The sequence below is a fragment of the Bowdeniella massiliensis genome, assembly GCF_023634005.1.
Classification (GTDB): Bacteria; Actinomycetota; Actinomycetes; order Actinomycetales; family Actinomycetaceae; genus Bowdeniella; species Bowdeniella massiliensis.
Map to the genome: position 1 here is coordinate 1 of NZ_JALIQR010000010.1, position 21,906 is coordinate 21,906.

19 protein-coding genes, 1 tRNA gene and 1 other RNA gene are annotated in these 21,906 nt (G+C 61.8%); 11 read left to right on the plus strand and 10 right to left on the minus strand.

From position 1 onward, the window contains the following. The first annotated feature begins 190 nt into the window (after positions 1-190). On the plus strand, positions 191-1,039 hold the full coding sequence (gene panB, locus MUN85_RS07925) for a 3-methyl-2-oxobutanoate hydroxymethyltransferase (protein ID WP_284501046.1): 849 nt from the start codon (positions 191-193) through the stop codon (positions 1,037-1,039). A gap of 166 nt (positions 1,040-1,205) precedes the next feature. On the opposite strand, the gene MUN85_RS07930 is transcribed toward panB, so the two are convergent. Beyond that, complete coding sequence (locus tag MUN85_RS07930) at positions 1,206-1,388, minus strand: hypothetical protein (protein ID WP_092561375.1); 183 nt, start codon at positions 1,386-1,388, stop codon at positions 1,206-1,208. A gap of 53 nt (positions 1,389-1,441) precedes the next feature. Here MUN85_RS07930 and map point away from each other — a divergent pair, with 53 nt between their 5' ends. Both map and ppgK read left to right on the plus strand, forming a co-directional pair. Beyond that, positions 1,442-2,317, plus strand: coding sequence for a type I methionyl aminopeptidase (gene map / locus MUN85_RS07935; protein WP_250506217.1), 876 nt, complete (start codon positions 1,442-1,444; stop codon positions 2,315-2,317). A gap of 8 nt (positions 2,318-2,325) precedes the next feature. Next, positions 2,326-3,078, plus strand: a complete 753-nt coding sequence (gene ppgK / locus MUN85_RS07940) for a polyphosphate--glucose phosphotransferase (RefSeq protein ID WP_250506218.1) — start codon at positions 2,326-2,328, stop codon at positions 3,076-3,078. On the opposite strand, the gene MUN85_RS07945 is transcribed toward ppgK, so the two are convergent. Then, a complete protein-coding gene (locus MUN85_RS07945; RefSeq protein WP_250506219.1) occupies positions 3,075-5,846 on the minus strand; it encodes a DEAD/DEAH box helicase family protein in 2,772 nt (923 codons plus the stop codon). The genes ppgK and MUN85_RS07945 overlap by 4 nt on opposite strands. A gap of 20 nt (positions 5,847-5,866) precedes the next feature. Further along, an RNA gene (gene rnpB, locus MUN85_RS07950) (RNase P RNA component class A) lies at positions 5,867-6,214 on the minus strand. Between the two features lie 32 nt (positions 6,215-6,246). On the opposite strand from rnpB, the gene MUN85_RS07955 reads away from it, so the two are divergent. Continuing rightward, positions 6,247-6,981 carry a YaaA family protein gene (locus tag MUN85_RS07955; protein WP_250506220.1) on the plus strand — a complete coding sequence of 245 codons (735 nt, stop codon included), beginning with the start codon at positions 6,247-6,249 and terminating at the stop codon, positions 6,979-6,981. Here the strand turns inward: MUN85_RS07955 and MUN85_RS07960 are convergent. Genes MUN85_RS07960 through MUN85_RS07970 form a run of 3 tightly spaced genes read right to left on the minus strand, consistent with a single transcriptional unit; the run spans position 6,978 to position 9,375 of the window. Next, complete coding sequence (locus MUN85_RS07960) at positions 6,978-7,820, minus strand: ribonuclease HI family protein (RefSeq protein WP_250506221.1); 843 nt, start codon at positions 7,818-7,820, stop codon at positions 6,978-6,980. The genes MUN85_RS07955 and MUN85_RS07960 overlap by 4 nt on opposite strands. Further along, entirely contained in the window at positions 7,817-8,548 is a 732-nt protein-coding gene (locus tag MUN85_RS07965) for a zinc ribbon domain-containing protein (RefSeq protein ID WP_250506222.1), read from the minus strand. The genes MUN85_RS07960 and MUN85_RS07965 overlap by 4 nt, the downstream gene beginning before the upstream one ends. Then, positions 8,545-9,375: a Nif3-like dinuclear metal center hexameric protein gene (locus MUN85_RS07970; RefSeq protein WP_250506223.1), complete on the minus strand. Its 831-nt coding sequence runs from the start codon at positions 9,373-9,375 to the stop codon at positions 8,545-8,547. Before MUN85_RS07970 ends, MUN85_RS07965 begins: the two co-directional genes overlap by 4 nt. A gap of 41 nt (positions 9,376-9,416) precedes the next feature. On the opposite strand from MUN85_RS07970, the gene MUN85_RS07975 reads away from it, so the two are divergent. From MUN85_RS07975 to MUN85_RS08000, 6 genes are all read left to right on the plus strand, one after another. Continuing rightward, on the plus strand, positions 9,417-10,193 hold the full coding sequence (locus MUN85_RS07975; RefSeq protein WP_250506224.1) for a TSUP family transporter: 777 nt from the start codon (positions 9,417-9,419) through the stop codon (positions 10,191-10,193). Between the two features lie 56 nt (positions 10,194-10,249). Beyond that, positions 10,250-11,179 (plus strand): acetamidase/formamidase family protein, encoded by a 930-nt coding sequence (locus tag MUN85_RS07980; RefSeq protein WP_250506225.1) that lies wholly within the window; start codon positions 10,250-10,252, stop codon positions 11,177-11,179. A gap of 71 nt (positions 11,180-11,250) precedes the next feature. Further along, positions 11,251-12,063, plus strand: coding sequence for an ABC transporter ATP-binding protein (locus MUN85_RS07985; protein ID WP_250506226.1), 813 nt, complete (start codon positions 11,251-11,253; stop codon positions 12,061-12,063). Beyond that, the gene (locus MUN85_RS07990; protein WP_250506227.1) at positions 12,060-12,707 is read left to right on the plus strand and encodes an ABC transporter permease; all 648 of its coding nucleotides are present in this window, start codon (positions 12,060-12,062) and stop codon (positions 12,705-12,707) included. Before MUN85_RS07985 ends, MUN85_RS07990 begins: the two co-directional genes overlap by 4 nt. Continuing rightward, positions 12,704-13,435: an ABC transporter permease gene (locus tag MUN85_RS07995; protein ID WP_250506228.1), complete on the plus strand. Its 732-nt coding sequence runs from the start codon at positions 12,704-12,706 to the stop codon at positions 13,433-13,435. Before MUN85_RS07990 ends, MUN85_RS07995 begins: the two co-directional genes overlap by 4 nt. Next, complete coding sequence (locus tag MUN85_RS08000; protein WP_250506229.1) at positions 13,422-14,357, plus strand: ABC transporter substrate-binding protein; 936 nt, start codon at positions 13,422-13,424, stop codon at positions 14,355-14,357. Before MUN85_RS07995 ends, MUN85_RS08000 begins: the two co-directional genes overlap by 14 nt. A gap of 3 nt (positions 14,358-14,360) precedes the next feature. Here the strand turns inward: MUN85_RS08000 and MUN85_RS08005 are convergent, their stop codons facing one another. From MUN85_RS08005 to MUN85_RS08020, 4 genes are all read right to left on the minus strand, one after another. Then, complete coding sequence (locus MUN85_RS08005) at positions 14,361-15,995, minus strand: hypothetical protein (RefSeq protein ID WP_250506230.1); 1,635 nt, start codon at positions 15,993-15,995, stop codon at positions 14,361-14,363. A 75-nt stretch (positions 15,996-16,070) separates the two neighbouring features. Beyond that, positions 16,071-17,933, minus strand: coding sequence for a DUF2207 domain-containing protein (locus MUN85_RS08010; protein WP_250506231.1), 1,863 nt, complete (start codon positions 17,931-17,933; stop codon positions 16,071-16,073). A gap of 469 nt (positions 17,934-18,402) precedes the next feature. Continuing rightward, positions 18,403-18,476, minus strand: a tRNA-Val gene (locus MUN85_RS08015). 36 nt (positions 18,477-18,512) lie between these two features. Next, positions 18,513-18,935, minus strand: coding sequence for a DUF3052 domain-containing protein (locus MUN85_RS08020; protein WP_250506232.1), 423 nt, complete (start codon positions 18,933-18,935; stop codon positions 18,513-18,515). 202 nt (positions 18,936-19,137) lie between these two features. Between MUN85_RS08020 and aceE the strand changes: the two genes are divergently transcribed. Continuing rightward, positions 19,138-21,888: a pyruvate dehydrogenase (acetyl-transferring), homodimeric type gene (gene aceE, locus MUN85_RS08025; protein WP_250506233.1), complete on the plus strand. Its 2,751-nt coding sequence runs from the start codon at positions 19,138-19,140 to the stop codon at positions 21,886-21,888. The last annotated feature ends 18 nt before the right edge of the window (positions 21,889-21,906 follow it).

Genomic DNA, 21,906 nt, shown 5'->3' on the forward strand with positions numbered 1-21,906 from the left:
CGCTGAGTCCGCCGCCATCGCCGGACGCGCCGCCGCCTGGCAGCTGGCGACGGACGCCGCCCTCTGGGCCGGCCCCGGCCTGACCGGCGCGCGCGGCCACCCCGCCTGCCACCCGTTCTCGTCCGCCGCGCCCCGCCCGCCACTCCCCGCGCTCCGCCCCCGCACCGCCCCCGCCACTCCCCCGATCGGTCTGGCCGTTGGCCAGGGCCAACCCAAAGACGGCAAGAAGGGCGTGCCGGTGCCCGGCCGGGTGCGAGTCCACCACCTGCGCGCGATGAAGGAACGCCACGAACGCATCACGATGCTGACCGCCTACGACGCCGTGACCGCTCGCATCTTCGATGAGGCCGGCATCGACACGATCCTCGTGGGCGATTCCATTGGCGACAACATGCTGGGCTACCCCTCGACCATCCCGGTGACGGTCGACGAGATGATCCCCGCTGTGCGAGCCGTCACCCGCGCCACCCAGCGTGCCTTGGTCATTGCGGATCTGCCCTTCGGTTCCTACGAAGCCTCCCCCGAACAGGCCTTGGCAACGGCTGTCCGGATGCTAAAGGAAGCCAACGCGCACGCCGTGAAGTTCGAAGGCGGAGACCACCTCGCAGGCCACGTCGAGCTGCTGACGCGCGCCGGGATCCCCGTCGTTGGCCACCTAGGATTCACGCCGCAGGCAGAAAACGTGCTCGGCGGAAAGCGAGTCCAGGGCCGCGGCGATGCCGCCGAGACTCTCGTCGAGGACGCTATCGCCCTGCAAGATGCCGGCGCCATCATGATCGTGCTCGAAATGGTGCCCGCCCCGCTTGCCGAACGCATCACCGAGGTTCTCGATATTCCGACCATCGGAATCGGCGCGGGCGTCAACTGCGATGGTCAGGTCCTGGTCTGGACGGACATGGCGGGCATGACGAGCTGGTCACCGCGCTTTGCCAAGCAGTTCGGCAACGTGGGCGCTGAGCTCTACAACGCTGCGCGGGCCTATAAGTACGAGGTGTGCGAGGGGACCTTCCCCGCCGCTGAACACTCCTACCAGGAATAGTGGGGCATGTGAGTCTCAGCGATAGCTGGCGATGACATGTCAACCGTTCGTGTCGGCGGGCCTTCATTCGTCTCCGACCAGCCGCACAACTTCGCTACAGCGTCGCCGCGGACCATTGGAATGATGCCGCCGGTTAGGTCTGACGCTCACAAGCGCGAAGAGGAGGCTAGTCCTCCTCGTTCCACTCCCGGTCTTCTTCTTCCCACTTCTCGTTGCGTTCCTTGGCGATCTGCATCGCGTGCTCGGCAGCCTCGCGCGTGGGATAGGGCCCCATTCGTCCACTCGCGCCCGACTGACGGCCCTCTTCGACCTCACCGGTTGCGATGACGTAGTAATACTCAGCAGCCATGGCTACTCCTTCTCCTTTTCACGTGCGGGGAGCCGGGGCTTTAGGATCGAAGCATGACCTCGATCGATCGCGCTCCTCGCGGAGTACTGACCCCCGGCACTCTCTCTCCCAAACGTACCGTTCCCGGCCACATCGCGCGCCCGGAATACGTCGGCCGAACCGGCCCGGAGCGCGTGACGGCTAGCGAGATTAAATCGGCTGAAACAATCGAAAAGATCCGCGCCGCCGGCAAGGTCGCGGCCGGCGCGTTGGCGGAGATCGAAAAGATGATTGCGCCCGGCGTCACTACCGATGAGATCGACGCGGTCGGTCACGCCTACCTACTCGACCACGGCGCCTATCCCTCGTGCCTGGACTACCAGGGCTTCCCCAAATCGCTATGCACCTCCATCAACGAGGTCATCTGTCACGGCATCCCTGACGACACCGCCCTGGCTGACGGCGATATCGTCAACGTCGACGTCACGGCTTACCTCGACGGCGTCCACGGTGATACCAATACGACGTTTCTCGTCGGCGACGTTGATGAGGAAGCGCGCCTGCTCGTGGAACGCACCAAACTCGCGATGGAGCGCGGCATTAAGGCCGTCAAGCCCGGACGCGAGGTCAACGTCATTGGCCGCGTCATCGAAAAGTATGCCAAGCGCTTTGGCTACGGTGTGGTGCGCGAGTACACCGGCCACGGAGTCGGTGAGGCCTTCCACTCGGGCTTGATCATTCCGCACTACGACGCGGCTCCCATGTATGACACGGTCATCGAGGTCGGCATGGTCTTTACGATCGAACCGATGCTCACCTTGGGCACGGCCGAGTCATATCAGTGGGATGACGGATGGACTGTGGTGACGAAGGATCATTCGCGGACCGCGCAGTTCGAACATACGATCGCCGTAACGCCAACCGGCGCAGATATCCTGACACTGCCTTGAGGAGAGACATGAGTGACGCATTCGGAATCGACATTGGTGGATCGGGAATCAAAGGCGCTCCGGTCGACTTGGACACGGGCAGCTTCGCGGCTGACCGCTACCGGATCCCGACCCCGCACCCCTCCACCCCGGACGCGGTAGCCGATACCTGCGAAGAGCTCATCAAACACTTCAAGCCGGCCGATGACGTCCCGGTAGGAATCACCTTTCCGGCCCCCATCAAGCACGGCACGGTCGGTTTCATTGCCAATCTCGACCAGTCCTGGAAGGGTGTCAACGTCCCCGAGCTCTTTTCCGAGCGCCTCGGTCGCACCGTTGTTGCGGTTAATGACGCGGACGCTGCGGGCTACGCCGAAGCGAAATTTGGTGCGGCAGTTGGCCAGGAAGGTCTCGTCATCGTCACCACCCTCGGTACGGGGATCGGCTCGGCCTTTATCTATAACGGTCAGCTCATTCCGAACACAGAACTCGGCCATCTCGAGCTCGACGGGCACGTCGCTGAGCATCGGGCATCGGCGGGCGTGCGTGAGCGAAACGAGTGGAACTTCAAGAAGTGGGCGAAAAAGCTCCAGAAGTACTACTCACATCTCGACATGCTCTTCTCCCCCGACCTCATCGTGGTCGGTGGCGGCGTTTCCAAAGACCATGACCAATTCCTGCCCCTCATTTCGGTTCGCTGCCCGATCGTTCCGGCCACATTGCGTAACCAGGCGGGTATTGTGGGCGCGGCTGCGCTCGCCAGCGAAGGCTACGAGGGTTAGTCGCCGCCCTCGAAACCGCCGCCCTCGCCGAAGAGTTTCGTGACGGCTGACAGCTGCCGCGCATAGCGTCGGGATTGGCGCGTGATGCGAGCGGCGATATTCGAGCCGCTGCGCCGGCGGGCTTTGAGCAAGAAGTCGCGGCCTTCGGGATTGCGGGTGTAAATCGCCTGCATCGGCAGCTTCATCTTCTCCAGCTCGGAGATAAAGATGTCCACACTCTGCCTGCGCAGTCCGATCGCGTCTGGTACCGATTGAGCGAAGAAGATGCCCCGGATTTTGATCCGATGCGCCGGGGTGATCAGATAGCGGGCATTCGTGATAGGCCCACACAGTTGGCGCATGGCGGTCGCGAACTGCTGACGATCGGAAAAAGTGCCGCCTGACAGGCGTAGGCGCGTCCGTCTCGTTGGGTCATACTCGGGCATGTCGACCTCGATCGCTAAGGTCTCCGAAGAGATGATCCCCAGTTCCTTCAGGGTTCGAGCAACGGCGATAGCCTCGGCACGCAGGCGGCGTTCGCTGCCCGTGATCTGAGCGACTGAACGCATCCGCACCCAGGTGGCAAGACCGCCGACGAGCAGCGTGCCAGCGATCACGAGCGTTTGGGCAAGGGGGCCGGAGACCAGTCGGGTCCCCGCCTCGGTCGCGCCAATCCCTAGGGAGAACAGGACGACGAGCACCGCGAAGACAATGACATCAAGGTAGGGAAAGACTCCAGCGGACACGTCCTGCTCGGTTTCCACCTTGAGCTGCATTTCGAACGGTTGGCTATCGGGATAGTTGCCGTCAGCGAGGGCCGCCGCCCACTGCGCACGCATCTCATCGCGCCGATAGGCACGGTTCATCATGGTCTCATTGGCGTCAGCTATGCGGTGGTAGGCCTCCTCGGGAGGCTTATCGAAACATCGCTCGAACCCGTTTTCGATCACAGGAATATCCGCTCGGGGTGCGACGAATGCTTCAAAACGTGTCATCAAGGAGCGAACATCGTGAGAGGCAAGGACTCGGGCTCCCTCGCCAGCACGCCGATTGAGGTGATCGGCGATGAGACCTTCTTCCACGACATCACACGTGGCGATGTGCCAAATATTGGCAGTCTTGTCGGGATCCAGCGGGTCAATGCGAATGACCCGGCCGCGCATTTGGTTCGTCAGCATGAAGGCACGCACGGAACTCGCCATGATGAGAGCGTTGGCTCGCGGGGAATCCCACCCTTCCCCCAGCAGTGCAGCCGTGCCGACCAGGACCGTGAATAGGCCCTCCTCAAATGCCTTCGTCATCACCGGCACTGAGACCCGAGTGCCGCCGGAAAACGCCACGTGGAGGTAGTCATCGGTGACGTCCTTGGCCTGGGTGACCTCGCCGCCAAGCTCTGCTACGTATTGCGTGATCTCGTTCAGAGCGGTGCGAGGGATGACGATGACCGACCCGGTGAGGGCCGCGATGCGGGCGGCGTGCCCGACGCGGCGACGCAAGGCTTCAAAGAGCGGAATAACCCCCATATGGACGATGGAATCCTCCCGCCCGAGGCTGCTCAGGTATTCGCGTCGCACGTGATCGGCGAGAACGACCATCCGGAGGCGCTCGCCCATCCCGTTAACTTCTTCTTCGGCGATATCGCTGACGGCACGGATCTTCCCGGCTGACTGGGTCAGAAGGCGATTGACCTTGAGTTCGCCCGTCACCGAAATCTTGTTCCCGTCGAGGAGGTTAGCGCTCACAAGCTCGCCGCGGATCTCGTCCACTGCGCTAGAAGTGAACATGTCGCAGTGATCGAGGATGAACTGCAACCCGAGTTCGTCTGCAAGTTCTGGTCGGCGCTGAGTGAACAGCGCCCGGATACTGCCCGGCACATCCTGGTCCGTCGCCGTCAGGAGCCGGATCAAGGCGTAGAAGGAATCCTCATCATCGAGCGCTTCTTGCACCTGGGTATCGGTGAGCCGCACGAGGTCTGCCGCGACCTGGCGCAGACTGCCCGATGCAACGAGCGAGGCAATGACGCCGGCTCCACGCTCACGCAATTGGGCGATCTCGGCGCGCTCCTGCCGGTTCGGCTCCGTGACATAGACATAGTCCTGGTGCGGGCACAGGTCACCGGTCGCAACGAGCTCTGGGGCGAATATCTCTTCGTCGATCGGTCCGCACAGCTCTTCATAGCGTTCCCACTGGGCGGGCGTCGAGTCATACGGCGGGGTCGCTGTCAGGGCGATGGTCGTGAGCTCCGGACAGGCGGTGCGCATCGAGTCCATGAAAGCCGTCAGCGCGCGATGCCACTGGGCCCGCAGATGGTGAGCCTCATCCATACAGATCGTCGTGATACCGCGTTCGGTGACGGCGGCGAGAACATCGACGTCGGCGAAGTCCTCGCCGGTTTCCTCATCGAGTGCGCGGGTATAGGCCGAGAACAGCGCTTGATAGGTAATGACCGTGATGTGTGCGGGATGGTGCAGCGAGGTGGAGCACCAAGCTCGGGGATCTGCCTGCGGGTCGGCCGCGTTTTCGAAGTGGGTAGCAAACCGATCGATCCACTGGTCTCTGATGGTGATCGTGGGTGCTAGCACGAGGGCGGGGGCTTCGAGCCGGCAGATGAGTTCGAGACCGAGGATCGTCTTTCCGGAGCCGGGAGCCGCAACGATATGGATGCGCTGATCTGCTACGAGATCCTCGTAGCGATCAAGGATCCGCTGCTGATAGGAGCGGAACGTTCCAGAAAACCCCCACTGGTGGTGGTCGGCGAGGTCTGATGCATTGACATCGGGCATCGTCATAGGGCCATGCTAGCCCGGGGCGGATGAGCCGGCCGATACGCCGGGTTCTGTGCCGGTTCCCAAAGGAACCGGTGGTGACCATCTATCTTGGCCACACGTTGCCGTGCGGCTCTAGCAACCTACCCGCAGGCGTTGAGCGGGCCGCTCGCCTGCTGCGCGGTCTTGCACCGAACGGGGTTTACCTGGCCGCCTCCGTCACCGAAAGCGCCGGTGGTCTCTTACACCACCCTTTCACCCTTACCTGTTGCCAGGCGGTCTACTTTCTGTTGCACTTTCCCGCGGGTCACCCCGGGTGGGCGTTACCCACCGTTCTGCCCTGCGGTGCCCGGACGTTCCTCGACATCTGCCGCGGTCACCTAGCCGGCTCATCCGTCATCATTCTACCGCTAGGCTGGGCTGCGTGATTATCGCCCTTCCACCCTCTGAAGGTAAGTCTGAGCCCGATATTGCTGCCGAGGCCCACGTCAGTTTCCCTCAACTGGATGAGGCGCGTGCCCAGGTCGCGGCCGCGCTGGCCGCCTTCGGTTCCTCGGACGCGGCCGCCGCGGCGCTGAAGGTCGGACCGAAATCGCGCGCGGACCTGGCCTGGAATGTCTCACCGGGCAGAGCTGGGTTTGCGTACGAGATCTACTCCGGGGTGCTGTTTGATGCCGCCCAACTCAGGGCTGCGCGTCCCGATCGCGATGTCTGGATCTTTTCCGGTAAGTATGGCGTCGTCCGCCCCAGCGACGTCATTGCCCCCTATCGACTACCCGCTGGGTCAAAGCTGCCTGGGCTGGGTATCCTCGCCTCGTACTGGAAGCCGCGGCTGAGCGCCACCCTGGACGAGGCTGCTCGCCGAGACGGGTTGGTGGTCGATTGCCGCTCTGGCCCCTATCAGCGCATGTGGCAGGTGCCGGCGGGCGTCGCGCACGTGAGTGTCCAGGCAGTTCGCGAGCGCGATGGGGTGCGCAGCATCGTCTCCCACATGGCCAAGCACTATCGCGGCCTGTTGACGCACGAACTCACGACGACCCGAGCGAAGGTGGCAAGCATTGCCGACGTCGCTCGGATTGCGAAGCGAACGGGCCTCGGGGTTGAAGTCGAGTCACGCAGCGCGGATGTCGCAATGCTGACGCTCGTGATTCGTGATTAGAGGAAGACGCCGAGCGCGCGCACGGTGAGAGCGCCCTCATCGGAGTCGATGACGCTCACCGAGCCGGGCGCGGGCGCGATGGAAAACCGCGAACCACTCAAGGGCTGCAGGATTGCGCCCGCATCGGAGGCAACGAGGACGACCGTGCCGGTACTGTGAGCCGCCTGGGTGAGGGTCTCCCGGCTCTCCTCAATCTGAACCTCGGCGCCGAGCGAGCGCAGGTGACGCGCGAGTCGAATCGCGCCGTCTTGGCTCGGGGCATCCGAGCGGTGCGCGATTCGCACGGGCAAGAACCGCGCGTCGGCCCCGATCTTTAACCGATCGACCATAGTGAGAGTCCGATCGGTCATCGGTGCGGCAACGACGACCACGCGCACCGGTCCGTTGGGAGGCGCCGCGGGCTCAGTCACCTCGTGAGCTTCGATTCCGGATTCCACTGTGCCGCGCTGATCCATCGACTTATTCGCCATCTCATCGGCGCGCGCATTGTGCTCACGCGCGACCCAGGTATAGCTCACGAGCTCTGGATCGTAGGCACGCTTAACCTTCAGGGCGAGGTCTCGCATGTCCGCGTGTTTAATCTTCCAGCGTCCGCTGAGCTGTTCGACGACGAGTTTCGAATCGGCTCGAACCTCGACCCGGTCGCCGGGCGCTGCCAGCTCGGAAAAGCGCTGCAGGGCACGCAACACCGCGGTATATTCCGCGACGTTATTCGTGGCAGTGCCAAGGAACTCGCCGTAGGCCAGGCGCTCAACGCCATCGCGAAGGATGACGAAGCCGAGCGCCGCAGGCCCCGGGTTACCGCGCGAACCCCCGTCGGTGTGGATAACCCAGCTCACGACATCCGCACAATGATGTACTCGTGCTCGTCTGAAACATAGACCTCATCCGCCGGGGTGGAGCGGATCGCATCAAGTTCAGCGAGCGAGAAATCCAGCGTCACCGGCGAGGTGACCTGGCCGTGCAGTTCGACGACGGCGAGTCCGCCAGTGCGCGCACGCACCTCGTCGTAGAGCGATAGGACGTCGGCGGGGATCTTTCCGGCAATCGTTTCGCGGTCGGCCTCAGCCTTGGCGATGCGGCTTTCGACCTCGCCGCCTTCGCGCTCCGCCTGTTCGCTCGCGGCGGCGATCTCGGAGGCGATCGTTGTGGCGCGTTCGCCTACGGCATCGAGTTCCGATTGGCGCGCCTCGAGGTTTTCCATTGCGGCAAGCTCCGCGTCTTCCAGCTCGCTTTGACGGGCTGCAAGGTTCGAGAGTTCGGATTGCAGGTTGCCCAAGTCCTTCGGTGCCAGAGCGCCGGAGTCCAAGACCTTTTGCTGACGCTCGCGGCGGGTGCGCACGATCTGGACCTCGCCCTCGGCGAATGACACCTCACGCCGGGCGTCCGCGAGCGCCGTCTCTGCAGCAATGCGTTCACGTCCCAGCTGGCCCTCCGCCTCCCGCAGCTCATCGAGCTTGGCAAGGATCGGCAGCTTGCGGCGTTCTGCCGCGAGGCGGGCGAGAAGCCGGTCCTGCTCCTGCAGGGCGATCAGGAGTTGCTGGTCAGCGGGCTGAGCGGTCGTCATAGCGCATCCTTCTTCACATAGATCGTGGTCCAGGGGTCGGTATTGAGCTGCGAGACGCTCACCGTGAGTTCGTCGCTGGCGGCGCGCGAGAGGACCTGGGCAGCGCGCGTCATCCAGGGCGATTCCGTTGCGAAGTGGGCGGCGTCAAACAGGATGGGGGCATCATCGTGTTCGAGTGCCTCAGAGGCAGGGTGGTGTCTCAGGTCGGAGGTCAGCATGGCATCGACGCCCAGGTCGCGTACGCGATCGAGATAGCTGTCCCCCGCACCCGGGCACAGCGCGATCGTCTCGATTCGTGCACTGCGATCGCCTCCGATCGCGACGCCGCGCGCCGTGGCGGGCAAGAGCTCGGCCAGGTGCTGCCCGAGCTCATCCGCCGTCACCGCTGTTGGCAGCCGGCCGTAGCGGCCAAGGCCAAGTGACGGATCGTCCTGCGCAGGATCGACAGGCTTGATCCCGGTCAATTCCAGCAGCTCGGACAGCACGACGGCCGTGCCCTCGGCCGCCGAATCCGCGTTCGTGTGCGCGTTAAACAGCGCGGTTTGTGAGCTAATGAGCCGGTGGATGAGCGCACCCTTGGGAGTATTGGCGGCAACCGTGGAGGTCCCTTTGAGGTAGAGCGGGTGGTGGGTGATGAGCAGGTCGGCGCCCGCCGCAATGGCTTCATCAACCGTCGCGGCGACGGGGTCGAGCGCAAAATGCACATGCCGCACACTTTGGGCTGGGTCCCCGCAGATCAGGCCGACAGAATCCCACGGTTCGGCAAGGCCAGAGGGAAACGCGCGCTCCATGAGGTTCAGGACGTCTGCAAGCGATAAAGTTGCCACACACCAAGCCTACCTGCGCCACTAGAACAGGATGCCCGCCTATGGCTCTGCCCGATCCTATGACCCTCACGCTGCTGCTGGGGGCCTCCCTCCTTGCGGGCTTCATCGACGCCGTCATCGGCGGGGGCGGTCTTATTCTTATCCCGGCCATGCTCGTCGCAGTCCCAGGCCTCGCCCCCGCCACGGCGCTTGGTACGAATAAGGTAGCGGCGCTATCCGGCACGGTCGCGGCGGCTGTTTCCTACCTGCGTTCGATCCCCCTCCCGAAGCGTCCGCTGGCGGTCGCGGCCGTGACGGCCTTTTTCCTAGCGGCGCTCGGCGCGCTGACCGCTACCCTCGTCAATCCCAACATCATGCGTCCCGTCATTATCGTTGCGGTGCTCGCCGTCGGAACCTACGTCGCGCTGCGGCCAAATTTCGGTAAAGAAGGCCGCTCGATGCCACGAGCCACCCCGAAGTGGTACATCGTCGCCCTCATCGCGGTTGCCGTTATCGGATACTACGACGGAGTTTTTGGGCCCGGCACGGGGATGTTCCTCATCATCGCGTTCACCTCAATCCTTGGCACCTCCTTCCTGCAATCGGCCGCAGCCGCCAAAGTGGTGAACGTTGCGACCAACGCGGGAGCGCTCCTGGTCTTCGGGCTTGGCGGACACATCTGGTGGTCCCTTGGCCTCGTGCTCGCGGTCGCGAATATCGCAGGCTCGTTGCTGGGCTCTCGGCTCGTGCTGTCCAAAGGCACGGCACTCGTGCGCGTGGCGCTCCTGGCAATCGTTGTCGCGTTGAGCGTCAAACTCCTCATCGATCAGTTCGCGTAGTGAGACTCGCGCCTAACGCTGCCCGGCGCGCGCCCAGTCCTGATAGTCCTTAAGGCATGACTCGCTACGACCACGTCCTCGATAAGTCCCATGGCCAAACGAGTTTCGATCGCTCTATCGCTCCGGTCCTCACGATCACGCCCGGCACCGGCGAGACGATCGCGATGCAAACCGACGGCGAACTGTTTGTGCAGCTGCATGAGCGTGGCAGCCTCGAAGCCGTGACCGCGCCGATCAACCCAGTCACAGGCCCCATCTACGTTGACGGCGCCGAACCCGGCGACGCGCTGCGGGTCACGATCCACGACATCGTCCTGGGCGATCACGGCTGGTCCGTCTACCTGCCCGGCGCGGGCGCTCTAACCGAACGCATGGGAGATGAGCTCTTCTCCCGCAAGATCCCGCTCACGAACGACGCTGCCCGGCTCACTGAGTCCATCACCGCGAAGCTGCGTCCCATGATCGGCTGTATCGGCACCGCCCCGGCAGGCGAGCCAGGCTCGACGGTGATGCCCTCCTTCGGCTCCGGCGGCAACATGGACCTGACCGACGCTAGCCCGGGCTCGATCGTCTACCTGCCCGTCGAAGTTTCCGGCGGACTGTTGTCTCTCGGCGATATCCACGCCGTCATGGCGCGCGGTGAATCATCCTTCGTCGCCATCGAAGCCGAGGGCACCGCCGTGATCAGCATCGACTTGGTCAAGGGCGCCAACTTGCGGGCCCCGCGTGTGGAGACCGAGTCCGAATGGTGTTTTATCGGTATCGGCGATCCCGTCCAAGACTCGATCAAGCGTGGCTACGAGGACTGCTTCGATTTCCTCCTAGAGGCCGGATACAGCCGCGAGGACGCCTACGTCGTCATGTCTGCCCTGGTGCACTCGGAACTCGGTGGTCCCACGGGCTCAAAGACGCCTGATCCGCTCCACCCTTTCACCGCTATCGGTGCCGTCACGGTCCACCGGCTTCCGAAGGAACTCGTGGACTAAAGCCTCCGGTTGCCGCGCTCGTGGCTCGTTGAGACGATGGAGCATTAGGGAAGCTACCGGCGGGAAGAGACATGATCGACTTCGAAGCTGTCACCAAGAGGTATCCCGACGGCACCGAAGCGGTACGCGATTTCTCGTTACACATCCCCTCCGGCTCACTGACGGCGCTCGTCGGATCCTCCGGATCTGGCAAGACGACGCTGTTGCGCTGCATCAATCGCATGGTTGACCCGACGTCGGGCGCCATCCTCATCGACGGGGAAAACGTCGCTGACCGGCCCGCAGTCCAGCTGCGTCGTTCCATCGGCTATGTCATGCAACAGTCGGGCCTCCTGCCCCACCGCAAGGTCATCGACAATGTTGCCACGGTGCTCCGCCTGAACGGTCAACCGAAGAAGGAAGCGCACGCACGGGCGCGGGAGGTGCTTGACGTGGTGGGCATCGCACCCTCGATGTTTGAGCGCTATCCCAGCCAGCTGTCCGGCGGTCAAGCCCAGCGCGTGGGTGTTGCCCGCGCCCTCGCGGCCGACCCCAATATCTTGCTCATGGACGAGCCCTTCGGCGCCGTCGACCCGATCGTCCGCGCCGAACTCCAGGCCGAAACTCGCCGGCTCCACCGGGAATTGGACAAGACGGTCGTCTTCGTCACGCACGATATCGACGAAGCCTTTGCCCTCGCCGACACCGTCGTCATCATGAAATCCGCTGGCCAGGTCGCCCAGATCGGCTCTCCCGCCGAGATCCTAGCCAATCCCGCCGACGACTTCGTTGAGCAGTTTGTGGGCCTTGATACCAAGCGGCGGCACCTTCGCATTGAAGAGCGGGATGGTGAGCAGATCGTGGTCACCGCCGACGGCCGCGTCGCGGGTGTGTTGGACTCATGAACTGGGCACTCGCGAACGCAGATTACCTGGCCCTTCTCACCTGGCGGCACGTCTACCTGTCAGCGATCCCCATCGCATTGGGTTTCCTCCTCGCGCTGCCGGCCGGCTGGCTCGCCTATTCCGTCAAACCGGTGCGTGGCCTCATCTTGGGTGCCGGCTCGCTCCTGTACACGATTCCCTCCCTGCCGCTGTTCGTCATCCTCCCCACCCTCCTTGGCCAGGGTTACCTCTCCGCCATCAACGCCCTCGTCGCGCTTACGATCTACGCCTTTGCGATCATGGTTCGCTCCGTCGCGGACGCCCTGGACTCGGTACCCTCGGATGTCCTGAATGCTGCCGAAGCCTGCGGCTACTCCAGCACCCAACGTGCACTGCGCGTCACGCTCCCGCTTGCCGGACCGGTCATGCTCGCCTCGCTGCGCGTCGTTGCTGTCTCGACCGTCTCACTGCTGTCCATTGCGGCACTCATCGGGATCTCTAACCTCGGCTCGCTCTTTACTGACGGCTTCCAACGCTCATTTATCGACGAGATCATCATCGGGATCGTGCTCATTGTCGCGGTCGCCTTCATCTTTGATCGGCTTATCGTGCTCGCTGGTCGCCTCCTGCTGCCATGGACGGCAAAGGCAGGTGCCCGCGCATGAGCATTATTTCCGACACCATCGAGTGGTTCTCCCGTCCCGAGTCATGGAGCGGACCGGCAGGAATCCCGGTGCGCCTTGGCGAGCACCTGGGCTATACCGCCCTCGCGGTTGGGATTGCCGCGCTGGTGGCAGTACCGCTCGGCCTCTACATCGGCCACACAGGCCGCTTCCATACCCTTGCCGTGACTTTCACGGGCGCCCTGCGCGCCATCCCAACACTTGGTCTCTTGACCTTCCTCGTCCTCTTGACGGGAATCGGGCTCACCCCACCGATCCTTGTGCTTGCCATCCTGTGTATCCCGCCTCTCTTGGCCGGGATCTACTCGGGAATCGAATCCGTGCCGCGTGCGGTCATCGATGCCTCGCGCGCTCAGGGAATGACAGAGTGGCAGATCCTTTCGCGCGTCGAGCTTCCGCTTGCCTCCCCCATCATCGTCGGTGGTCTTCGCTCCGCGGTGCTCCAGGTCATCGCGACGGCGACCGTCGCTGCGTTCGTGCCCCTCGGAGGACTTGGCCGCTACATCATCGATGGTCTGGCGGTGCGCGATCTGCCGCGAGTGATGGGCGGCTCCCTCATCGTGGTAGCGCTTGCCTTCCTCATCGACATGCTTTTTGCTCTCGTTCAGCGATACGCCGCGCGTGTCGCCAATCCTGCGGCGCGTACGCCGCAACCATCTCGTTCGCTTAGTCCCGATATTGACGTGGAGGTTTCCCATGAAGCGACGTAATCTCATTCTCCCCGCACTACTTGCCAGCGCCCTGGCCCTCGCCGGCTGTTCCGACCCCAATGCGGACGATGCCAAGAAGACGACGTCCCCGACAGGTGACGGCGGTACAGCAAGCTCCATCACCGTCGGTTCGGCGCAGTTCCCGGAATCCGAAATCATCGGCGAGCTGTATGCCCAGGCACTCGAAGATGCCGGCGTGCAGGTCAAGCGTTCGATGCAGATCGGTGCTCGCGAAGTCTATGCACCGGCATTGGAAAACGGCGAGATCGATCTCGTGCCCGACTACACCGGAAACCTCCTGGCATATTTTGATCCGGAGACAGACAAGACCGATCCTGCGGGCATCATGGCGGCGCTTCCTGACGCGCTGCCCGACGGCACCGAAGTGCTGGAGGCTTCTCCCGCTGAGAACAAGGACTCACTGAACGTCACGCAGGCGACGGCCGAAGAGCACTCCCTCGCCTCGATCGCTGACCTGAAGAACGTCGAGGGAATCTCACTTGCTGCGAATCCGGAATTCGCTGAACGTTCCTACGGTATTCCGGGATTGGAACGCGTCTACGGCATCACCGGTGTCAAGTTCGTGCCGATCAACGACGGCGGTGGCCCCGCAACCGTCAAGGCACTACTTGATGGCGACGTGATCGTGGCCGATATCTACTCGACCACGCCAGCAATCAAGGACAACAACCTCGTCACGCTGGACGACCCCGAGAACCTCATTGCGGCTCAGCACGTCATTCCGTTCGTGCGTACCGAGGCGATGACCGACGACATTAAGGCCGTCATCAATAAGGTTTCGGCGGAGTTAACGACCGATGCCCTCATCGAGATGAATGGCCGCAGCTCGGGTGACGAAAAAGCTTCTGCGGCCACCATCGCTAAGGACTGGTTGACCGAAAAGGGCCTCATCGGGAAGTAACAACTACTGATAGCTCACGAAGTCCGGTTGCGGCTCGATGCGATAGGTCTGCTCGGGGGTGAGCATGGGGTGGTCTTCATCAATGAAGTTCTTCCAACCCCAGTGCACACCCTCGGGCGCATCCTTCAACAGCGCTCGCCAGGTGTCGTTCTTCTGTGGCTGAGTGCCTTGTCCATCGGCATGGATGAGGACAGCAACCTCAGGATGTGAGGTATTAACCTGTGCCCGATCGCGCAGCATCTGGATTTGGAACTGGTGCAGAATCACCATTTTCTGCGGCAGCTTGTTCTCCTTGGTGTACTGCGCGAGGTAGTCAATTACCTGGTTAACTTCATCGATTTCCACATGCCCGATACGCGTCAATGGGCGCTCGTTGGGACCAAGCCGCCATTCGGGATCAAGAGCAATCCCGACGTGCGGGTACTTCAGGAGCTCCTCGTACTGCTTAACTTGGGAGAGAAAATCCGCTCGGCCAGGCTGGAAGTCAATCACCACGTACTGGCCGGCCTCACCAGCTGCTTCAATCAGCGGGGTGAAGTGCTCGATCGCCCATTCGTTGGAATAGTTGCCGTCATCGCCGGCCTTTCCAGACGCCACCGTCACAATGATCTCCAGAGCGGGAATGACCTTGTCCTCCGCGAGCTCCTGATACTCGGCTGCCAATTTCGCCGCGCGATCAATGGTGGCAGGTCCGTCTTGTTCACCAAGGACACCAAGACTGTGGGTGACAGGAGTGCCGTAGAGTGCCACGTACCTTTTTCCGGCGAAGACGAGTTGGCCGCCGCCGGGTAATTCCTGACCGGATTTGGCAACCTCGACCTCCCACGCAAAGTCCTCTGCGTCAGGGAAGACATCGCCAATGCCGATGACTGATCCCGCTTCCTTTACCTGTTTGATCAGTTCTCCCGAGCCCCTGAAATCGCCTTCGCTCGGACTCGTCTTCACTCCGGCGGCGGCGGCAGTAGCCTCGGCAGCGACAGTCGCCGGATCCTTACTCACGAGAGCTAACGTGCCGCCTGGCGTCTTGTCGGCTCGTAGGGTTAGCGAGCCCTTTTTAGGCACCTGGACGCCGTCATCCGGCGAGGACGCGTCAGTTGTTTCGAAAATGGTACGTTCCGGCAGTGCACGCAATGCCTGGGCATCAGCGGATTCAGGCAGCGGGCTCCCCTTAACCTCAATACCGGTGGCGGCGGTGAGGTCTGCCGCATTCGCAGGAGCTCGATAAACGTCAACCCCCGAATCATCGGGAAGGCTAACGTCACCGGCAACAATGACCGCTTCGGCACCGAGTCGCTTGAGTTCCTCAACAACGCCTGCGGTATCAGTTGAGACAGCAAGGGTGGGAATACCCAGGGCTCGTCCAATAGATGCGGCGCGAATCGTTTCCTTCGGTGATCCTTCAGGGGCGAGGACAGCGAGGCCCGATGACCCGAAAAGCGCGGAGGATGCAGCAATCGACTGCGCCTGAGCATCTCCTTTGAAAGTAGCGGGTTTTGCTACCTCGAGATATGTGACGTTGGCGGATTCCTCTTCTGTCGAGGCGCCTGCATCGGCATTGTTACCGCTCGATGTACACGCGCTTAGAGCTAATGCTGCGGCGGCAAATAGTGCGGTGATGGTCCGGGTTGAGCGAGACACGAGTTTTCCTTCCACGATCGCCTGTCTGGAGGCAACCTGGCCATCGTAGACACCTTTGTGCGTCCAATGCGAACGTCAGCGCCCGCCGGCACTACCACCGCCGCCGCCTCCACCGGAGGATCCGCCACCGCTGAATCCACCCGATCCGCCCGATGATCCAGACGTCGAAGGTTGAGAGACCATTGACGTGGAAGAAGATGATCCAAATTGGGAGACGGACCTCGACAGGTCACTAAACGTAGTGATATTTCGGCCTTGGTACCAGCTGCTGTACCCGGTATTCCCGCTACGTTGGACAATCTGGTCCATGACTACGCCCCAGCGGTCTTCGATTCCGAAAGCCATCGCCCAGGGCAGCCAGCGGGAAAACTCGGCCTGCTTCGATTCGTGAATGATCTGGTCGGCCTCTGCCTTCTCAAGGTATTCCTTGAACCCTTCAGCTTGCTTGAACAACGCGTGACCGTAGGCCGTACGAGCAGTCTTCTTGCTTGAACCAAAGGCGGAGATCATGATCGAGCAGAAGATGACCAAGACAAAGGCGAAGGGCAGCCACGACATCACGCTGAACCTCTGCGTTGCCGCGGTGATTGACACGCCGGTCCCGAGCATGTTCAACATGAAGTAACTAAAAACAATGACGAAAATAATCATTCTCGCTGATGATTTTGAGCGCTTCTTCGGTTGAGACTTGAACAGCTGTTTGCGCTCGATCTCTCTCATGAGATCGTCGTCAATCGTTGCGGCTGAGATATGAAACTTTCGTTTCAGGCGGGATATATAGACTTGTGGACCATGCTCGCCGGGGTTTGCGAATACGCGCAGCGCTGACAGCGTTCGGTTCTCGTAGCTGGGAAGTCCCTCCGGCACCTGGTCAGTAAGCGTGAGCGCCCAATCGTTGGGTTTTTTCCCTGAGAGGGACCACGAAACCTCAGATACCCATAGGTATCCCTTGATGGCGAGATCGACCAACATGACACCGAGACTTTTATCAGTCCGGGCTTTATTCATGAGAACGACAGTTTCGGCTGGAGTTATATTCTCGGGCGGTGTGAAACGAACGGCAATTGGAGTTTCCTCTGCGGGCCCAACTGGCGCTCCCGGAGAGATGACACCGGGCGGTACTCCCATCCACGCCTCATCGCGCTCTCGCCGACGACGGATCTTCCGCAGCCCAAAGCTGCCCGCAACGACGACCCCCACAACGGCGGCGAGCACGCCAGCGATCCTGGGCAACATGTCCCTAAACTGCCGAGATCTATCGGGCGGAGCGTCGACCAGGATTGGAGCCGTTGAGGCAAAAGTGCCGGAGGGGAATGCGGCCATGATGGTTACAGCATCGCGCTTCTGAACGTCAGAAAAACTGTAGGTCGACCGATTCAACGAGGAATTGTAGGAGTTGCAGGGGGTATCAGATCCTGAAGAGCCGACAAAACAGGAGATATCTTTGACTTCCGCTGGTCCCGACACCGTGACGTCGATCGAACGTGCCGGCACGTCAAGACTGTCGAAGATGTTCCAATAGAACTCCTCCAGACCTGCGTTATCTCCTTCTTTGATCGCGTTGATCGCTCCTTTGACCTGGTAGGTCAAAGTGTAGGTTTGAATTCCGGTAACTCGGTCGTTGGACCCATCGGGGGCCCCGATCGAGAGTTTCAGCAGACCTCGAGACTCGCTTTCACGCCAGACGCCAGCCGGCGCCCCCGACGATGAGCTCACGTGCTCGCCACTGACCTCATAGACGCGGATCTTGTCCGGGTCTGGCGAGTAACCCATTTTCGTGACAAGGGTTCGGTAGAACCCAAGTCCCCGGCGCTGGCCGAAATCCCACCGGTACGTCTCCCGGATATTGGCATCACCACTTCTGTTGAGCTGGATTTCGACGTCGAGGTGATCGATGGCATCGTCAGCGGGGCTGCCATTGGAGACGGGCAGGCTCACTACTACCGACTCGTGCGGACGTAACGGCTGCGCAGCCGCCCCAGCTGCGATGCCAGACGTCAGAGCCAAGGCGCCCAGGGCAGCGAAGAGGACGCGTATCAATCGATGCACGAGGGTCCTTCCGTGGGCGGTCAATGCGTCGCGGTCATCGTATCGGAAGATCTCGTGTAGCCGGTAACGATGACCACTTGACTAAGCATTCACCGTCTTCACGTTACGGTTAAGTATTGGCCCCATAGCTAAGTTCTACGAACGTGACACCCTGCCATCCGTTTCGAAAAGGTGGGAATGAAAACAAGCAGAGGCTGCATCTGTTTCAGTTCGGTCATCGGCGGCACCACGAACATGGTCGTGGGTTTGGCTAGTGGGACCCTCAAGCACGTAGAAAAGGCAAGAACGATCCAAGACCGAGACTCACCGAAGATACAAACGCGACGCGAGGCTGACATGGAACTGGTGTTCCGAAAAGTGGGCCCGGAGGGACTCGAACCCCCGACCAACTGGGTGTAAACCAGCTACTCTAACCAACTGAGCTACAGGCCCGGACCGACACAACCGTGCCGGCTACGAAGGGAAACTTTACACGCCTGGGGCTCGCACGACTAATCGCATCGCGATCCAGTCCTTAGCGGCGTCGACACTTGCCGACGCATGCATGCCAGCTGTCGTCGCGGCATCTTCAACGTCTGCCACCGCGACGTGACCGGACCGGCCTGCCTTCGGGGTCATGACCCAAATATCGCCGCCATCATCGAGGTTGGCCGATGCATCCATGAGGAGGTCGACGAGATCGTCTTCGTCGGCGTCCTCCGAGCGCCACCAAATCATGGCGGCATCGGTGGTGTCTGAGAATTCTTCATCGGCGAGTTCTTCGCCCGTAAGAGCCTCTATCGATTCGCGGAGCGCCATATCGACGTCCTCGTCGTAGTAAAACTCCTGGATGACTTGACCGTGGGTGAATCCGAACTTACGCGCTGCCTCGGATTCAGTGCTGGTAGGCACTGATGCACTCCTATCATTTTCGAGGCTCGCCGCGGATGTTGCGTTGAGCATATCCCTACAGTAGCGAGACTCGGTGGCGTTCGCCACGGTGATCGAGCAAACATGACAAAAGTCCCGGTTCTGTCGGACAATGGAGTGACATCCGGCCAACGCGCGCAGACGCGCGAAACGACGACAAACGAAGACGAGAGCGAGGTTCTCCGTGCCGCTACGTGATGAGTCCCAACCGCTAATTAACGGGCTACTGAGCCAAATCGGTGACATCGATTCAGAAGAAACCGAAGAATGGCTTGATTCGCTCGACGCACTCATCGACGATCGGGGTGGTCCTCGCGCACGCTATGTTCTGCTATCGATGCTGAAGCGCGCTCGCGAGCGCAACGTCACCATCCCCTCATCGCTCAACACCCCTTACGTCAACACCATTGGTGTTCACGAAGAGCCCTACTTCCCCGGCGATGAAGCCATGGAGCGCACCTATCGCCGGTGGCTGCGATGGAATGCCGCCGTGATGGTGACCCGCGCACAGCGCGAGGGCGTTGGAGTCGGTGGCCATATCTCCACCTACGCCTCGATCGCGACACTTTATGAGGTGGGCTTTAACCACTTCTTCCGTGGCAAGAACCACCCCGGAGGCGGCGACCAGGTCTACTTCCAGGGCCACGCGGCTCCCGGCAATTACGCACGTGCTTTTGTCGAAGGTCGACTGTCCGAAGCAGACATGGACGGGTTCCGCCAGGAATACTCCCGGCCAGCTGGTGGGCGCGGCCTGCCAAGTTACCCGCACCCGCGCCGGATGGAAGATTTCTGGGAATTCCCGACGGTCTCCATGGGTCTTGGACCCGCGCAGGCGATTTACAACGCCTGGGTCAATCGCTACATGCACGAGCGGGGCATCAAGGACACGAGCGAACAGCACGTGTGGGCGTTCCTTGGCGACGGCGAAATGGACGAGCCAGAATCGCGCGGCATGCTGCAGCTTGCCGGCCAACAGCAGCTCGACAACCTCACATTCGTCGTCAACTGCAACCTGCAGCGCCTCGATGGCCCGGTGCGTGGCAACGGCAAGATCATCCAGGAACTTGAATCCTTCTTCCGCGGCGCCGGCTGGAACGTCATCAAGGTCATTTGGGGCCGCGAGTGGGACACCCTGCTGAACGCTGATAAGGATCGCGCGCTTGTCCACCTCATGAACAACACAGTCGACGGCGATTACCAGACCTTCAAGGCCAACGACGGCGCTTATGTGCGCGAGCACTTCTTCGGCCGCGACCCGCGGACCAAGGCCCTGGTCGCGAACTGGACCGATGAGCAGATTTGGGCGCTGAAGCGTGGCGGCCACGACTACCGGAAGGTCTACGCCGCCTACAAGGCTGCCGTTGAACACACCGGCCAGCCGACCGTCATCCTCGCCCACACCATTAAGGGCTACGGTCTGGGTCCCTCGTTCGCCGGTCGTAACGCCACCCACCAGATGAAGAACATGAAGATTAAGGACCTCAAGGCCCTGCGCGATCTTCTCAACATCCCGGTGACTGACGAGCAGATTGAGGAAAACCCCTTCACACCCCCGTACTACCGCCCATCGGATGACGATCCGGCGCTGCAGTACATGCTGGAGCGTCGCCGCGCCCTCGGCGGCTTCATTCCGGAGCGCAAGGCCCCGAAGTCCACGGAGCTCACTCTGCCGGGCGACAAGCCGTTCGAGATCCTGGCCAAGGGCTCAGGCAAGCAGAATGTGGCGACGACGATGGGATTTGTCCGGCTTCTGAAGGAGCTCATGAAGGATAAGGAGATCGGGCGCCGCATCGTTCCGATCATCCCCGACGAAGCACGTACCTTTGGCCTGGATTCGATCTTCCCCACGGCGAAGATCTTCAACGTCCACGGCCAGAACTACACCGCGGTCGATCACGACCTGATGCTGAGCTACAAGGAGTCCGAGCAGGGCCAGATCCTGCACACTGGTATCAACGAGGCCGGTTCCGCCGCGGCGTTCCAGGTCGTCGGCACCTCCTACGCCACGCAGGGTGAACCGCTCATCCCGGTCTACATCTTCTACTCGATGTTTGGCTTCCAGCGCACTGGCGATCAGTTCTGGGCGGCAGGCGACCAGCTTGCCCGTGGCTTCATCATCGGTGCGACCGCCGGTAAGACCACTCTCGCAGGTGAAGGCACCCAGCACATGGACGGGCACTCCCCCATCCTTGCTGCAACTAACGAAGCCATGGTCCACTACGACCCGGCATACGCCTACGAAATCCGCCACATTGTGCGAGACGGTCTGCAGCGGATGTATGGCAAGGACGATCGCGACCAAAACGTCATGTACTACCTCACCGTGTACAACGAGCCGTACCAGCAGCCTGCCGAGCCGGAAGATGTTGACGTCGACGGCATTATCAAGGGCATCCACCGCATCGCCGACCACTCCGGCAACGGCCCCAAGGTCCAGCTGCTGGCTTCTGGCGTTGGCGTGCCGTGGGCGATGCATGCCAAGGAAATCCTCGCCGAGGACTGGGGAGTCGACGCGGCTGTATGGTCCGTCACGAGCTGGAACGAGCTGCGTCGCGACGCGATCGCAGCCGAGCAGCACAACTTCCTGCACCCTGAGGAGGAAGCCTGGACGCCCTACGTCACCGCTAAGCTGTCTGACAGTGAAGGTCCCTTCATCGCCACGAGCGATTACGACCACATGCTGCCCGATCAGATTCGTGCGTGGGTACCGGGCGACTACTACGTCCTTGGTGCCGACGGTTTCGGCTTCTCCGATACCCGCGCCGCTGCACGTCGTCACTTCTTCATCGACTCGCACTCGATGGTGGCGCGCGCCCTGCAGGCGCTGGGCAAGTCCGGTCAGGTGGACGGTGATGCCGCCCGCCAGGCCATCGAGAAGTACGACCTGTTCAACGTCAACGCCGGCGAATCCGGCAACGCTGGCGGCGACGCATAAAGCGCGCCCCTAGCGCAC

What these genes read in the sequence shown, in the direction of transcription:
- MUN85_RS07930 (WP_092561375.1), bottom strand. Translation starts at nt 1,388, where the DNA reads ATGGCTGCTGAGTATTACTACGTCATCGCAACCGGTGAGGTCGAAGAG.
- map (WP_250506217.1), top strand. Translation starts at nt 1,442, where the DNA reads ATGACCTCGATCGATCGCGCTCCTCGCGGAGTACTGACCCCCGGCACT.
- ppgK (WP_250506218.1), top strand. Translation starts at nt 2,326, where the DNA reads ATGAGTGACGCATTCGGAATCGACATTGGTGGATCGGGAATCAAAGGC.
- MUN85_RS07945 (WP_250506219.1), bottom strand. Translation starts at nt 5,846, where the DNA reads ATGACGATGCCCGATGTCAATGCATCAGACCTCGCCGACCACCACCAG.
- MUN85_RS07965 (WP_250506222.1), bottom strand. Translation starts at nt 8,548, where the DNA reads ATGACGACCGCTCAGCCCGCTGACCAGCAACTCCTGATCGCCCTGCAG.
- MUN85_RS07975 (WP_250506224.1), top strand. Translation starts at nt 9,417, where the DNA reads ATGGCTCTGCCCGATCCTATGACCCTCACGCTGCTGCTGGGGGCCTCC.
- MUN85_RS07980 (WP_250506225.1), top strand. Translation starts at nt 10,250, where the DNA reads ATGACTCGCTACGACCACGTCCTCGATAAGTCCCATGGCCAAACGAGT.
- MUN85_RS07985 (WP_250506226.1), top strand. Translation starts at nt 11,251, where the DNA reads ATGATCGACTTCGAAGCTGTCACCAAGAGGTATCCCGACGGCACCGAA.
- MUN85_RS07990 (WP_250506227.1), top strand. Translation starts at nt 12,060, where the DNA reads ATGAACTGGGCACTCGCGAACGCAGATTACCTGGCCCTTCTCACCTGG.
- MUN85_RS07995 (WP_250506228.1), top strand. Translation starts at nt 12,704, where the DNA reads ATGAGCATTATTTCCGACACCATCGAGTGGTTCTCCCGTCCCGAGTCA.
- MUN85_RS08000 (WP_250506229.1), top strand. Translation starts at nt 13,422, where the DNA reads ATGAAGCGACGTAATCTCATTCTCCCCGCACTACTTGCCAGCGCCCTG.